Raw genomic sequence first — 14548 nt, 5'->3', positions numbered from 1 at the left:
CCCTGTATGTCATCTCGCGGAGCATCTTCGGCGACGAGCCCACTGCCCTGCAGACCCTGCGCGCCCAGCGCCAGTGGGGCTGGGCCGGGTTCTGGGGCTACCTGGGCTGGCGCCGTTTCAGCCCGCTGCGCACGCTGCTGATGCCGGTGAACCTGCTGGAGGGCAACCCGCCCGAACACCGGGGTGTGCGCCGACGTGCGATCGCCAGTGGTGCGTTCGGGCACGCGCTGCTGCTGGCCGCCACCTGCATGGCCTTCGAACTGGTACTGGTGGCCGGCTGCATCGCTGCGGTGTTCCTGTTCGTGCCGTTCGAGCTGCTGTCCGACTCGTGGCGCGCGGCGTGGGCCATGGTGCGCGACGACACCCCGGCCTGGGCCCTGCTCGGGCTCAACCTGGTCTTCTGGCTGTCGGCCACGTTGATCGGGCCGTTCTATACCGGCGCCGGTTTCGGGCTGTACTTGAACCGGCGCACCGAGATGGAGGCCTGGGACGTGGAGATCGCGTTCCGGCGCCTGCGCGACCGCCTGCAGCAGGTCGCACCGCTGCTCGTGCTTGCGCTGGTGCTGGCATGGCCGGGCACGCCGTTGCACGCCCAGCCCGCCGACGCCGGTGCGCCCTCGCTGGAGCAGCTGCTGGACGACGCCGAGGCGGAAGCAAAGAAGGACACGCACGACGCCGAGCGGCCCACAGCCACGTATGCCAATGATCCGGCCAATACTGCGGAAGGCATCTTCGGCAGCGATGACGTGGACACCGCCGGCTTCCGCCAGGCGGTGCAGCGCGCCTATGAGGATCCGTTGCAAAGCCCGACCCGCCAGGTCAGCCGCTGGGAACGCACCGACCAGGATCCTGCGGCGAAAGAGAAGAAGACACCGGACGCCAAGGACACCGACACGGCGCGCAGGCCCAAGGGGCCGCTGCTGCCGGCACAGATCGCCGAGTGGATGCTGTGGGGGCTGGTCGGCGTCCTGCTGGTGATCCTGGCGGTCACCGCACCGCGCTGGCTGCGCTGGTTGCGCGGCGATGGCGCGCGGCGCCGTGCCACGGTGTCGGCGGTGGTCGAAGATGACATCAGCGTGCCGCAGGAGGTCCCACCGGACGCGGCGGCGCGCGCACGCGCCCTGTGGCAACAGGGACGGCCACGCCAGGCCTTGGCGCTGCTGTACCGCGCCAGTGTGGAATCGATGAGCGAACGGGCGCAGATGGCGCTGCCGCCCGGCGCCACCGAGGCGCAGTGCCTGCGCGTATCGCGGCGCATGCCCGACGCGGCCGATCGCAGCCTGTTCGCACGTGTCGTCCGCGTGTGGCAGTACGCCGCCTATGCCGGCCGGCTGCCCGACGACGAGGCGTTCGAGAGCCTGGCCAGCACCCTGCAGCAGCAGTTCCGGTGGCGCGGATGAGCATCCGTCTGCGCTGGCTGTTGGTGGTGATGGGGCTGCTCGCGATCGGCGTGCCGCTGACGATCCTGTTCCTGCGCTCGCACGAGCGCATCACCGAAACCCAGCACCTGCCCCCGCAGGGCGAAGCCAGTTACAACCCCTTGTACGTGCTGGGGCAGGCATTGCGCGCCGACGGCATCGAGGTGCATTCGCAGCCGCGCGTGGACCTGACCACGATGGCGCTGCAGCCGCACGACACCCTGGTGCTGCTGCAGGACAGCGCTACGCTGCCACCGCCCACGGCGCAGGCGCTGCTGGACTGGGTGGCACGCGGCGGCCATCTGCTGGTGCGCACGCCGCCGATCACCGGCGACGACCTGCTCGAGCGCAATGGGCCGTTGCTGGACGCACTGGGCGTGGACGGCACCGATATGGAGGCCGGCTGCCAGCCCTTCCACGTGCGCGATGACCCGCAGCACGTGGAGTTCTGCGGCGGCCGCCGCTTCAGCGTGGCACCGCCGCCGGGAATCACGCTGGAGCGCAGCTGGGGCGAGCAGGACGAAGACAGCGAGGCTTACGGGCTGGTGTACGCCCGTCTGCGCCACGGCCAGGGCAGCGTGGACGTGCTGGCCGATATGGACTTCCTGCAGGGCCGTGGCCGCCCTGCCCCGCCCGACGCCCCCGGTACAAAGCCGGGCGACTTCGTCGATGGCCTGCACGACAAGGCGCACCGCGACCTCACCCGCTACCTGCTGGCCCCGCGCTATGGGCAGGGCACGATGTGGCTGGTATACGGCTCGCGCCCGCCCTCGTTGTGGCACCGGATCTTCTACCAGGGCTGGCCGGTCTGGGTGCCCCTGCAGCTGGCCCTGCTGGCCTGGCTGTGGCTGCGCGCGCAGCGCATGGGCAGCCTGTTGCCGTCGCCGGCGATCGAGCGCCGCTCGCTGCTGGAACACGTGCGCGCCAGTGGCGAGCACCTGCTGCGGTACGGCAAGGCCCCGCTGCTGTACGACGCGGTACGCCGCGCGTTCCTGGCGCGGTTGCGGCGGCGGGCACCGACAGCCGCCGCGCTCACCGGCGAGGCGCAGGTGCAGGCCATCGCCACGTTGCTGCAGTGGCCCCACACCCGCGTGCAGACTGCCCTGCACGTTCCCGCTTCGCACGACCTCACCGCGCTGCGCGAGCGCATCCGCCTGCTGATCCAGATGAGAAACCTGCTATGACCGAGTCCATCCAGCCGCCGCCGCTGTCCCCGCCCGACCCCAGCCCGGCCCCGGCCGCGCTGTCCGGCCCCAGCCTGGTTGAACGCGTCGATGCCGTGCGCGATGCGGTCGGCCGCGCGTTCATCGGCCAACCGGAGGTGCTCGACCAGATCCTGATCGCGCTGCTGGCCGGTGGCCACGTGCTGATCGAAGGCGTGCCCGGGCTGGGCAAGACGCTGCTGGTGCGGGCACTGGCCCAGGCGCTGGAGCTGGACTACGGCCGCGTGCAGTTCACCCCCGACCTGATGCCCAGCGACGTCAGCGGGCACGCGGTGTACGACCCCAAGTCGGAGAGCTTCAAGATCCGCCGCGGCCCGGTGTTCACCAACCTGCTGCTGGCCGATGAAATCAACCGCGCGCCCGCCAAGACCCAGTCGGCGCTGCTGGAAGTGATGCAGGAAGGCCAGGTCACCATCGAAGGCAAGGCGTTCGCGCTGACCCCGCCGTTCCTGGCACTGGCCACGCAGAACCCGGTGGAGCAGGAAGGCACCTACCCGCTGCCCGAAGCGCAGCTGGACCGTTTCCTGCTCAAGGTGCTGATCGACTACCCGCAGCTGGAAGACGAGAAGCGCATGGTCGATGCGATCACCACCGGCCGCAGCGCGGCCGACTTCGACCTGTCGCAGGTGCCGCGCGTGCTCACCGCCGCCGAGGTGGTGGCATTGCAGCAGGCCACCGCCGCGATCACCGTGGACCCCGAAGTGATCGACTACGCGGTGCGGATCGTGGCCGCCACGCGCCAGTGGCCGGGCATCGCGCTGGGCGCGGGCCCGCGCGGCAGCATTGCGCTGGTCCGTGCCGCGCGCGCGCAGGCGGTGCTGGCCGGTCGCGATTTCGTCACCCCCGATGACGTGCGCGACATCGCCAAGCCGGCGCTGCGCCACCGCATCGCGCTGGCCCCGGAACTGCAGATCGAAGGGCAAAGTGCCGACGACGCGCTTGAAGCGTTGCTGGCCAAGGTGGAAGCACCGCGCAAATGAGGTCCTGCCGCGCCATTGACGCCTGGACGCTGCGCCGATGAGGCCAGCGCCGTTGCTGCTGGTGTTGCTGCTGGCCTGGAGCCTGCTCGGGCTGCCGGTGGCGTTCGGGCTGTGGCCGCGCTGGAGCTGGGCCGCCGCCGGCGGCGCGATCGCGCTGCTGGCGCTGGTGGACCTGCTGCGGCTGTGGCGGCAACCCTCGCCCAGCATCCAGCGCGACATGCCCGAGGCACTGGCACTGAACGTGGCGCGGCCGGTCACGCTGCGGCTGGAATCGAGTCTGCACCAGCGCGTGGAGGCGTTCGACCTGGCGCCGGGCCAATGGACGCTGCAGGGTCTGCCGCGCCGGCTCACGCTCAAGCCGATGGTGGCCAGCAGTTTCCAGTACACGGTGACCCCCACCGCGCGGGGCCGCTTCGACCTGGACGGCGTGCACCTGCGCGTGCAGGCGCCGTGGCGGCTGTGGCGGCAGCGGCGTACCGTGCCACCCGCGCTGAGCGTGCGCGTGTACCCCAACTTCGCCCCGCTGACCCGCTTTGCGTTGTTCAGTGCCGAACAGGCCTCGCGGCTGGTCGGCGCACACCTGAAGCGTCGCCGTGGCGAAGGCACCGATTTCCACCAGATGCGCGAGTACCGCATCGGTGACAGCCTGCGCCAGATCGACTGGAAGGCGACGTCGCGCGCGCGCAAGCTGATTTCGCGCGAGTACCAGGACGAGAAGAACCAGCAGCTGATGCTGATGATCGACACCGGCCGGCGCATGATGGCCAGCGAAGGCGGGCTGTCGCACTTCGACCACGTGCTCAACGCATCGCTGGTGGTGTCCTACCTGGCGTTGCGCCAGGGCGACGGCGTGGGCCTGTTTGCCAGCGGCGGCGACAGCCGCTGGGTGGCACCGCAGCGCGGCATGGGCGCGATCGATGCACTGCTGCGCGCCAGTTACGACCTGCAGGCGCGACCGGTCGCCACCGATTACCTGGCGGCCGCCACCGAGCTCACCCTGCGCCAACGGCGACGCTCGCTGGTGATGCTGGTCACCAACGTGCGCGACGAAGACATCGAAGACCTGCTCGCCGCGGTGCGCCTGCTGCAGCGCCAGCACCTGGTATGCGTGGCCAGCCTGCGCGAGCGCGAGCTGGACGACGCGCTGAACCAGGACGTGGAGACGCTGCAGGACGCCACCCAGGCCGGTGCGATCGCGCGGTACCTGCAGCAGCGCAGCGACGCGCATGAAGCCCTGCGCAGCCATCGGGTGATGGTGCTGGACGTCACCGCCGATGCGTTGCCGGGCGCGCTGGTGGAGCGGTATCTGGCGGTCAAGCGCGACGGATTGCTGTAACCCACGCGTACCGACCAACGGTCGGTACCTAGCGGATGGCGTTGGCCTTGGCGATCAGACGGGCGGTGGCCTTCTGCAGCAGCACGCGGTTGCGTGCCAGTTTCATCCACTGCGGCAGGCGCGAGAACATTGACCCATTGGCGATACCGGTGCTCTCGCGCAGCGACGCAGTAGCGTAGTCGTGCAGTGCCTGGAGGTGAGCCGCGTTGTAGGCCCACAGCACGCCGGCGGCCGTTTTCTCAACCAACAGCAGCGACATGCCGAAATGCGGGTCGACCGCTTCGCTGCCGCGGACCTGCACCACGCTGACGGTGACATCGCTGCTGCGTCCACATTGGGCGCAGTTCGCCGCAAGGGATTTCATGGGCGGCGAGGCCACCTTGCGTGTCGCTGCGGCACTGACCCACTGATGGCCACAGTAGCCACAGGGACGCCGGCCGCTGTAACGCACCGGCCCCACCCAGTCGCCAGGCCCGCAGCGGCTGCAACCGCAGCCACCGTCCAGCGCAACGCTGCAGTTCAGGCACCGGAAGCTGGCGGCTTTCTCCTGTCTGATCACCCATCCAGGCGATTGGCAGCGGTGGCAGCGTACCGCCACCCGATCCGCGTACCGCCACAGACCATGCCCATCATCCAGATGCCGGCCGGCCACCGGGCGGCCGCGCAGATCGCGACGGTAGATCATGGCCATCAGACGTAGATACGCGTCGGCGCTTCGTCGATGATCGCGTGCGGCACGAAACGCGCGCTGTCGCGGGTGATGCGGCTGTTGTCTTCGCGGATGCCCAGGCCGCAGGCCTGGTCGCCCACTACCCAGCTGCCCACCAGCGGGTAGCCGCCGTCGAACGCGGTGAGCGGGTGCGCGGCCTGGCGGATTGCCGGGCCGGTGTACGGGCCTTCACTCTCCTGCCAGCTGCCGTCGGCCAGGTGCATGGCCACGTTGGCGCCTTCGCGCGAGAACAGCGGCTTGCGTACCCAGCCACGTGGCAGCGCGCTGCCATCGTCGAACTCGGCCGGCAGCAGGTTGGGATGGCCGCGGTGGCGCTGCCACAACAACGGCAGCACGCCCTTGTTGCTCAGGATCGCTTTCCACGCCGGTTCCAGCAGTTGCACGCCCGACCCGGGCAAGGCCTGGCCAAACGACTCGGTCATCAGGTCTTCCAGCGGGTACAGCTTGAACAGGCTGCCAATGACGGTGTCATCCATCGCGGTGAAGCGACCGTCTTCGGACAACCCGATGTCTTCGATCGCGATCGCCTCGCCCCGCAGGCCGGCCTGGGCCGCGCAATCGCGCAGGTAGGCCACCGTGCCCTGGTCTTCCTCCGAGCTGCCCACCGCGCTGAAGTACAGCGGCGGCGGCAGCTGCGCGGCCAGCTGTGCGAAGCGGTCCACCAGCGCTTCGTGGATCGCGTTGAACTGGTCGGCGTGGGGCGGCAGGCGGTTCTGGTTGCGCTGGTCTTCCAGCCACTGCCACTGGAAGAACGAGGCCTCGAACAGCGACGTGGGCGTGTCGTAATTGAGTTCGTACAGCTTGGCCGGGCCCGTACCGTCGTAGGCAAAGTCCAGGCGGCCATACAGGTGCGGCTCGCCACGGCGCCAGCTGTCGGCGATCCAGTCGCGGAACGCCGGCGGAATGGCCAGCTGGTCCATCAGCTGTTCGCTGCCCACCACCTCGTCCACCAACCCCATCGCCATGGCGTGCAGCTCGGCGCTGGGGTCTTCGATGTCCTGTTCGATCTGGCGCAGGGTGAAGGCGTAATACGCGGTTTCATCCCAGTACGGCAGGCCGTCGATGGTGTGGAAGCGGAAGCCGGATTCCTCGGCCCGGGCGCGCCACTGGCTGCGCTCGGCAATACGGACACGCTGCATCGATCAGCCGCCGACGCTGCTGCGGCCGCTGCTGGTGCTGCCGAAGCCACCGCGGCTGGCGGTGACGGCACGGTTCGGGGTGGCGTTGACCGGGGCCAGGCCGGCCTTGCCTGCGCCGATGCCGCTGGCGGTGTTCAAGCCGCCGCTGCCACCCGGGGCCGGGCGTGCCCAGCCCTTGGCCTTGTCCTGGTAGGCCGGGCTGGCCGCCGGGGCCTGCGCCAGGCCGGCGCCACGGTTGCCAAGCATCTGCGACATGAAGAAGCCCATCATCATCGGGCCGATGAACGAGTGGCCGGTGGAGGTCTTCTGTTCCACGCACTGCTCGGCGTTGTACTCGGCTTCGCATTCGGCACGCGAGGCGTACTTGGGCGCCGCATCGGCCGACTGCTTCTGCGCCTGCGCAAACGCGGTGCGGCAGCTGGACGGGTCACCCGTGGCTTCGGTACAGGCCTCCACCGAGGTGTACAACCCTTCCTGCGTCTGGACGGCGGCGTCCTTCTGGCAGGCGGTGAACAGCAGCGGCGCGGCGCTCATCAACAGCAGCGCGGTGGTCCTGGAACGTTTCATGGCGTCATGCCCCCTAATGCGGTTATCTCCCCAATCATGCCTGATCGCGGCGAACAACCAAAACCGGCAAAGCCGGAAACATGAATGGCATTTCAGCATTTGCCCTGGAAACAGCGGGCGCAACGGTTGCAAACGCAACCGGAATTTTTCGGCAGAATCGAACTGAAACGCGCCCCCACGGCCCGCCAGATCCTGCCAGCCCCCATGCCTGAATACCGCTCCCGCACCTCCACCGCCGGCCGCAACATGGCCGGCGCCCGCGCCCTGTGGCGCGCCACCGGCATGACCGACGGCGACTTCCACAAGCCGATCATCGCCATCGCCAATTCGTTCACCCAGTTCGTGCCCGGCCACGTGCACCTCAAGGACCTGGGGCAGCTGGTGGCGCGCGAGATCGAGCAGGTGGGCGGCGTGGCCAAGGAGTTCAACACCATCGCGGTCGATGACGGCATCGCCATGGGCCACGACGGCATGCTGTATTCGCTGCCCAGCCGCGAGATCATCGCCGACTCGGTGGAGTACATGGTCAACGCGCACTGCGCCGATGCGCTGGTGTGCATTTCCAACTGCGACAAGATCACCCCCGGCATGCTGATGGCCGCGTTGCGCCTGAACATTCCGGTGGTGTTCGTGTCCGGCGGACCGATGGAAGCCGGCAAGACCCGCTTGTCCGAGCACAAGCTGGACCTGGTGGACGCGATGGTGATCGCTGCCGACGAAAGCGCCAGCGACGAGAAAGTCGCCGAGTACGAGCGCAGCGCCTGCCCCACCTGCGGGTCGTGTTCGGGCATGTTCACCGCCAACTCGATGAACTGCCTGACCGAAGCCCTGGGGCTGTCGCTGCCGGGCAACGGCTCCACCCTGGCCACCCACGCCGACCGCGAGCAGCTGTTCCGCCGCGCCGGGCGCCTGATTGTGGAGCTGTGCCACCGCTGGTACGGCGGCGAAGACGCCAACGCGCTGCCGCGCAATATCGCCAGCGTGGCCGCGTTCGAAAACGCGATGACCCTGGACATCGCCATGGGCGGGTCCACCAACACCATCCTGCACCTGCTGGCCGCCGCGCAGGAAGCGGAGGTCGACTTCGATCTGCAGGCCATCGACGCGTTGTCGCGGCGCGTGCCGCAGCTGTGCAAGGTGGCCCCGAACACGCCGAAGTACCACATGGAAGACGTGCACCGCGCCGGTGGCGTGTACGGCATCCTGGGCGAGCTGGCGCGCGGTGGGCTGCTGCATACCGACGTGCCCACCGTGCACAGCCGCAGCCTGGCCGACGCGATCGCCCGCTGGGATGTCGCCGTGAGCGAGGACGAGAAGGTGCACGACTTCTTCCGTGCCGGCCCGGCGGGCATTCCCACCCAGGTGGCCTTCAGCCAGGCCACGCGCTGGCCCACGCTCGACGTGGACCGCGCCGACGGCTGCATCCGCAGCGTCGCCCACGCCTACTCGGCCGAAGGCGGGCTGGCCGTGCTGCGCGGCAACCTGGCCGTGGACGGGTGCGTGGTCAAGACCGCCGGCGTGGATGAGTCCATCCACGTCTTCGAGGGGCGCGCACGCGTGTTCGAAAGCCAGGACGCTGCGGTGGCCGGCATCCTCGCCGATCAGGTGGTGGCCGGCGACGTGGTGGTGATCCGCTATGAAGGCCCGAAGGGCGGCCCGGGCATGCAGGAAATGCTGTACCCGACCAGTTACCTGAAATCCAAGGGCCTGGGCAAGCAGTGCGCGCTGCTCACCGACGGGCGCTTCTCCGGCGGCACCTCCGGGCTGTCGATCGGCCACGCCTCGCCCGAAGCCGCCGCCGGCGGGGTGATCGGGCTGGTGCAGGAAGGCGACCGCATCCGCATCGACATCCCCGCGCGCCGCATCGACCTGCTGGTGGATGACGCCACGCTGGCCGCACGCCGCCGCGAACAGGATGCGCTGGGCTGGACACCGCGCGAGGCGCGCCCGCGCAAGGTCACCGGCGCGCTGAAGGCCTACGCGCTGCTGGCCACCAGTGCGGACAAGGGCGCGGTGCGCGATTTGTCGAAGCTGTAACGTAGCAGGGGAGCCGGCCAGCGGCCGGCACTACCGATCCGGGCGGCATGGCCGACAGTGGCCGTTGCCCATGCGGGAACGGCGCGCAGCCTTCATACTGGGCGTCCTTCACACATGGACGTGACGATGCGGCTGAATCATTGCCTGGTGTTTCTTGCGCTGTCCTGCGCTTCCGCCCCGCTGCTGGCGGCCGAATGCACACTGGCCAACCGCGACGCGGTGCTGGCCCTGCCCCTGCAGGTGTTCGACGGTGATCCGGACGCGGGCTGGCGGCCGCTGGCCGACCGGCCCGGTTGCGTGCTGGAAACCGCCGAACTCATCGCCGACTACCGGCGCCAGCAACCCGCTGCGGCGGGCGATCCCCCGTTGGTCTGGCGCGAGGCGCAGCTGCGCGCACTGGGCGGGGAACGCGACCCGGCCAGCGCGCTGATGCGCACCACCTACAAACCGAAACACGCCGATGTGGGCGGCTGGAATGCGTATGTGGACGCCACCATTGCCTTCCTGGACGACGACCTGCCGGCGTTGAAGCAGGCACGTGCGCGATTGGCCGCGCTGCCGCCGCCACCGGGCCGGGTGGTCCGCGACGGCAAGGTGCAGGTGGAGGCCGAGCAGGTGCCGTGGCCCCCGCGGCTGGACGTGGTGGATGCATTGGTGCGGTGCATGTACCAGCCGTATGCGTTGGCGTATGAGGCGTGTCCGGCGGCGTCGGAGTAAGTAGCGGCTTGACCCGACGCGCGCTGCTGGCGAACACTTCGGTGATGGTTCTGCACAGGGAGGTGACGATGCGTGCTGTTCGCTGTCTGCTTGCACTGGCCGTTTCGCTGGCTGCGCTTCCCGCCCTTGCCGACGACTGCGTGGTTGATCGCGCCGCGCTGCTGGCGCTGTCGCCGGATCAGTTCGACCAGGACCTGGCCGGCGGCTGGCGTCCGATGGCGGAGAAACCGGGGTGCCAGCTGGCCGCTGCGGACCTTATCGCGGCCTACCGTGCGCAGCCCAAGGCAAACGGGATCGGTCTGCTGGCCTGGCATGAAGCACAGGTCCGCGCCGAGCTTGGACAGACGCCGCAGGCGGTAGCGCTGATGAAGAGCACCTACAAGCCCGCCGCGCAGGATCGGGCGGGCTGGAACCTGTACGTCGATGGCAGCATCGCGTTCCTGCAACAGGACCGGGCCGCATTGCAGCAGGCACGTGATGCGCTTGCCCGGATCGACACACCTCCAGGCATGACGGTGGTCGATGGCGTCCTGATCCTCAATCAAAACGGTACGGAGCAGCGCATTCCCTGGCCGCCCAACCTCGACGTGCTGGAGGGGCTGATGCGCTGCTTCGACAGGCCCTACCGCGACGCCTACGGGATGGCCTGCCGCACCCCGGGCGGGTAATGCCCGTGGGGTGTGCGGCGCGCCCGGGCCTGTGCAGCCACGCGTGGCGTGGCTCCACCGCGTTTCCTAGCCGATCACCCGCTTGAACGGCGGCAACGCGTCGATGATGCGTTTGCCGTAGCGGCGGGTCAGCAGGCGCGAGTCGAGGATGATCACGCGGCCGGTGTCGGTGGACGTGCGGATCAGGCGGCCGGAGAACTGGGTCAGCGTGCGCAGCGCGTGCGGGATCGCGATCAGGTTGAAGGCATTGAGGCCGCGGCTTTCGAACCACTCGCTCAGCGTGGAGGTCTGCGGGTCGGTGGGCACCGCGAACGGTACCTGGGTGATCACCACCGTGGTGCAGGCCTCGCCGGGCAGATCCAGGCCCTCGCCGAACGAGTTCAGCCCGAACAGCACCGAGCCCTCGCCGGCCGCGGTGCGGCGCAGGTGTTCATCGATCATCTTCTGCTTGGCGCCCTCGCCCTGCACCAGCATCAGCTTGCGCTGCGCGGCGGGCATCAGCTCGGCCACCTTTTCCATCTTCCAGCGCGAGGTGAACAGCACGATGCTGCCCTTGCCCCAATCCAGTTCCTTGACCAGGTACTTGGCCACTTCCTTGGGGTGGCGCTCGCGGTCGTCGGGGGTGACCGGGAACGCGGGCACGATCAGCTGGGCCTGGTTGGGCAGGTCGAAGGGCGAGGCCAGCGACACCATCTCGGCCTCGGCCGGAATGCCGTTGTCGATCGCCAGCGACTGGAAATCGCCGCCGCCGGTCAGCGTGGCCGAGGTCATCACCACCGAATCCACTTCGTCCCACAGCAGTTTGCGCAGGACGTGCGCGGCCGACACCGGCGACCCGTGCAGGATCAGGTCGCCATCGCGCGACAGGGTGATCCAGCGCGCCATCGGCGGCTGGCCTTCCTTGTCTTCGCGGCGCCAGGCCGTCCACAGGTTGTGCTGCTGCTCGATCATCTCCAGCGCCATGCCCAGGTTGCGCTGCAGGCGTTCGCGGGCGGCGTCCTCGGGCTTGCCCTTGGCCACCTGGGCCAGCGCGGCATGGGCCCAGTTGAACAGGCTGCGGGTGTCGTCGGCGATGGCCTCGATGTCGGCCATCCAGATCTCCGGCAGGCGCCCGTTCGGGGCGCGCCACATCGGCTCCTGGGCGGCCGGGTCCGGGCGCCAGCTGCGGTCGATGACGTCGCGGAACGCCTTGAGCTGCTTGCTGACCTTGGCCGCGGCCTCGATGGCCTCGTTGGGCAGCAGGTTGCCCAGCTTGTCCTTGTCCACCGCGCGGTAGGAGGCGGCGATCAGCACCTGCAGGCGGCCGGTGCGCTTGGCCATCTCGTCCAGGGCCAGGCTGGCCGCGCCCTGGTCGATGGCCACGCTGCCGATATGGTGGCCTTCGTCGAGCACCAGCAGCATGTCCGAGGGCGGCGCGATCAGCGGCTGGCCGTTGTCGCTTTCACCGATGGACAGCGCCGACAACAACAGCGCGTGGTTGGTCACCACGATCTGCGCCTCGCGCACGGTGTTGCGTGAGCGCAGCACCGCGCACTGCGCCGAATAGGCGCACTTGCGCCCGGCACAGCCGGACGCCGGGGTGGTGATGCGCGAGCGCAGGGTGTTGCTGATGGTCTCCGGGGCATTGTCGAGGTCGCCATTCCAGCGCCCTTCCAGGAAGTCCTTGCTCAGCTTCTGCGCCAGATCCATCTCGATCGGCGCCAACGGCCGGTCGAACAGCGGTTGCTCGTCCTCGAACATGCCCTCCTGGGCGCCATCGCCATGCGCTTCGGCGGCATTGCGCGTGCACAGGTAGCGGGTGCGCCCCTTGGCCAGGGCCACCGTGGCCTCGATGCCGGTGGCCTTGAGGAAGTTGGGGATGTCGCGCTCGAACAGCTGCGACTGCAGGGCCACCGTACCGGTGCTGATCACCAGCTTCTTTTTGGTGGCCAGCGCGATCGGCACGCCAGCGGTGAGGTAGCCCAGCGACTTGCCCACGCCGGTAGGGGCTTCGACCACGCCGACGCCGCCGCTGTGCGACAGCGCACGCGAGACCACGCCGATCATCTGGCTCTGCGAACGCCGGGTGCTGAAGCCGGGGGTGTTGGCCTGCAGCTTGGCGTAGGCATCGCGGATGGCGGCCTTCATGTCGTCGTTCAGCGCACGCGGGGCTTCAACTTTTTCGGTCACGCCAAGAGCTACCTGCCTGGATCACGGCGGGTATTTTCTCACGAGCGGAGGGTCGGGACCGGCGCGGATTTCCGCGCCGGTTCAGATCCGGGATGCAGGTCCGGTGTTCACACCCGCTGGCGCACGTTCCGGCGCGGTGGTCAGCCGGCCGCCGCCACGTTGCGGGCGCGCAGCGTGCGGGTCAGCGCCCACACCAGCAGCACCACGCCCAGCGCCTCGAGCAGGCCCAGCACGAAATGACCCACGCCCAGCCACATCGACAGGCTGCGGATCGACTCGTAGTTGCCCTGCTGCACCAGCCAGATCGGCACCAGGTTCAACACCAGCCCGGCCACGGTGGCCACGGCCAGCAGGATCAGCGACCACAAGGCCACGTCACGCACGGTGGTGCGCGGGGTGTCGATGACCCAGACCACCGAGATGGCCAATGCAATCAGGATCGGCAGGCGCGTGGCGGTCATGCCCAGCACGGAAATCAGCAGCTCCATGTTCATCGGCTCAGTCCTCGCCGGCCAACGCGTGCTCGGCGCGCAGTTCGGCGTACACCGGGTCGGTCTGCGGTCGCACTGCATGCCACTGCAGGAAGCTCTCGGCGGCCTGTTCGACCAGCATGCCCAGGCCGTCGACCACGTTGCGGCAGCCGGCCGACCGCGCCCACGCGGTGAAGCCGATGGCGGCCTCGCCGTAATTGAGGTCCACCGCGGTGGTCATGCTGTTGACCAGCCCCAGCGGCAGGGTGAATTCGTTGGCGCGGTCGCGCCCGGCCGAGGTGGCGTTGACGATCAGTTCGAAGTCGCCCAGTTCGCGGATGTCTTCCCAGTACCGGGTGATGGCGCGGCCGGGTTCGCCCATGGCGTCGATCAGCGCATCGGCGCGTTCGGGGGTGCGGTTGACCACCACCAGCTCCAGGATGCCGGCATCCAGCAGCGCCGGGGCGACGCTGCGCGCCGATCCGCCCGCGCCGATCAGCAGGGTGCGGCGGCCGCGCAGGTCCAGGCCGTGGCGGTCGGTGAGGTCGCGCACCAGGCCGATGCCATCGGTGGTGTCGCCATGCCAGCGGTCGCCCTTGCGCAGCAGCGTGTTGACCGCGCCCGCCCGGCGCGCGCGCGAGGTCAGCGTGGTGCACAGCGCGAAGGCGGCCTCCTTGTGCGGGGCGGTGATGTTGGCGCCCACGCCGCCTTCGGCCGCGAAGGCCTCCAGGGCGGCGGCGAATGCGTCCGGGCTGGCCTCGATGGCGCGGTAGTCCAGCGCGATGCCTTCCTGGCGGCCGAACGCGGCGTGGATGCGCGGCGACTGCGAGTGCGCGATGGGCTGGCCAAATACGGCGTAACGATCGGCGGTCATGGGTGTGTCTGCTCCGGGCCTAGAATGGAACGCAAACCCCCAACGGAAGCGGCTATGCGCACTCCATTGTCACTGCTCGCGCTGTGCGCCAGTTTACTCTCCACGCCGCAGGCGATGGCGCTTTCCGAATTCGGCATCGAGGGCATGGGCGTGGTGTCGACCAAGGCCAACGAGGCCCAGGCCACCATCGCCCCGGACGGCCAGCGCATCGTGTGGGCCT

At 69.2% G+C, this 14548-nt stretch carries 13 protein-coding genes; 7 read left to right on the top strand and 6 right to left on the bottom strand.

The window, feature by feature from the left end; all coding sequences use genetic code 11:
• The 4 genes from DBR34_RS21060 to DBR34_RS21045 all read left to right on the top strand — a co-directional run.
• The coding region (locus tag DBR34_RS21060; protein WP_258224230.1) for a DUF4129 domain-containing protein at window positions 1–1400 on the top strand (1400 nt) is incomplete at its 5' end.
• Complete coding sequence (locus DBR34_RS21055) at window positions 1397–2602, top strand: DUF4350 domain-containing protein (protein WP_128098222.1); 1206 nt, start codon at window positions 1397–1399, stop codon at window positions 2600–2602. The genes DBR34_RS21060 and DBR34_RS21055, both read left to right, overlap by 4 nt.
• Window positions 2599–3621, top strand: a complete 1023-nt coding sequence (locus DBR34_RS21050) for a MoxR family ATPase (RefSeq protein WP_051598689.1) — start codon at window positions 2599–2601, stop codon at window positions 3619–3621. Before DBR34_RS21055 ends, DBR34_RS21050 begins: the two co-directional genes overlap by 4 nt.
• Window positions 3622–3658: 37 nt before the next feature.
• Complete coding sequence (locus DBR34_RS21045; protein ID WP_128098221.1) at window positions 3659–4957, top strand: DUF58 domain-containing protein; 1299 nt, start codon at window positions 3659–3661, stop codon at window positions 4955–4957.
• A 28-nt stretch (window positions 4958–4985) separates the two neighbouring features.
• Here DBR34_RS21045 and DBR34_RS24580 read toward each other — a convergent pair whose 3' ends face one another.
• From DBR34_RS24580 to DBR34_RS21030, 3 genes are all read right to left on the bottom strand, one after another.
• Window positions 4986–5321 (bottom strand): hypothetical protein, encoded by a 336-nt coding sequence (locus tag DBR34_RS24580; RefSeq protein WP_308812574.1) that lies wholly within the window; start codon window positions 5319–5321, stop codon window positions 4986–4988.
• 326 nt (window positions 5322–5647) lie between these two features.
• Window positions 5648–6826: a glutathionylspermidine synthase family protein gene (locus DBR34_RS21035; RefSeq protein ID WP_128098220.1), complete on the bottom strand. Its 1179-nt coding sequence runs from the start codon at window positions 6824–6826 to the stop codon at window positions 5648–5650.
• Window positions 6827–6829: 3 nt separating this feature from the next.
• Window positions 6830–7393, bottom strand: coding sequence for a DUF1190 domain-containing protein (locus DBR34_RS21030; protein WP_128098219.1), 564 nt, complete (start codon window positions 7391–7393; stop codon window positions 6830–6832).
• 204 nt (window positions 7394–7597) lie between these two features.
• On the opposite strand from DBR34_RS21030, the gene ilvD reads away from it, so the two are divergent.
• The 3 genes from ilvD (at window position 7598) to DBR34_RS21015 (ending at window position 10815) form a co-directional block, all read left to right on the top strand.
• Complete coding sequence (gene ilvD / locus DBR34_RS21025) at window positions 7598–9430, top strand: dihydroxy-acid dehydratase (RefSeq protein WP_128098218.1); 1833 nt, start codon at window positions 7598–7600, stop codon at window positions 9428–9430.
• A 126-nt stretch (window positions 9431–9556) separates the two neighbouring features.
• A complete protein-coding gene (locus DBR34_RS21020) occupies window positions 9557–10147 on the top strand; it encodes a hypothetical protein (protein WP_128098217.1) in 591 nt (196 codons plus the stop codon).
• Window positions 10148–10155: 8 nt separating this feature from the next.
• A complete protein-coding gene (locus DBR34_RS21015) occupies window positions 10156–10815 on the top strand; it encodes a hypothetical protein (RefSeq protein WP_308812573.1) in 660 nt (219 codons plus the stop codon).
• A 66-nt stretch (window positions 10816–10881) separates the two neighbouring features.
• Here DBR34_RS21015 and dinG read toward each other — a convergent pair whose 3' ends face one another.
• The 3 genes from dinG to aroE form a co-directional block, all read right to left on the bottom strand.
• Window positions 10882–12942: an ATP-dependent DNA helicase DinG gene (gene dinG, locus DBR34_RS21010; RefSeq protein ID WP_128098228.1), complete on the bottom strand. Its 2061-nt coding sequence runs from the start codon at window positions 12940–12942 to the stop codon at window positions 10882–10884.
• 182 nt (window positions 12943–13124) lie between these two features.
• Window positions 13125–13478 carry a hypothetical protein gene (locus DBR34_RS21005; protein WP_258224229.1) on the bottom strand — a complete coding sequence of 118 codons (354 nt, stop codon included), beginning with the start codon at window positions 13476–13478 and terminating at the stop codon, window positions 13125–13127.
• A gap of 4 nt (window positions 13479–13482) precedes the next feature.
• Window positions 13483–14328 (bottom strand): shikimate dehydrogenase, encoded by an 846-nt coding sequence (aroE, locus tag DBR34_RS21000; protein ID WP_128098216.1) that lies wholly within the window; start codon window positions 14326–14328, stop codon window positions 13483–13485.
• Window positions 14329–14548 lie beyond the last annotated feature (220 nt).

It is taken from the genome of Stenotrophomonas sp. HMWF003, assembly GCF_003061285.1.
Taxonomy (GTDB): Bacteria; Pseudomonadota; Gammaproteobacteria; order Xanthomonadales; family Xanthomonadaceae; genus Stenotrophomonas; species Stenotrophomonas maltophilia_AP.
This window is presented reverse-complemented; position numbering and strand designations above follow the sequence as displayed.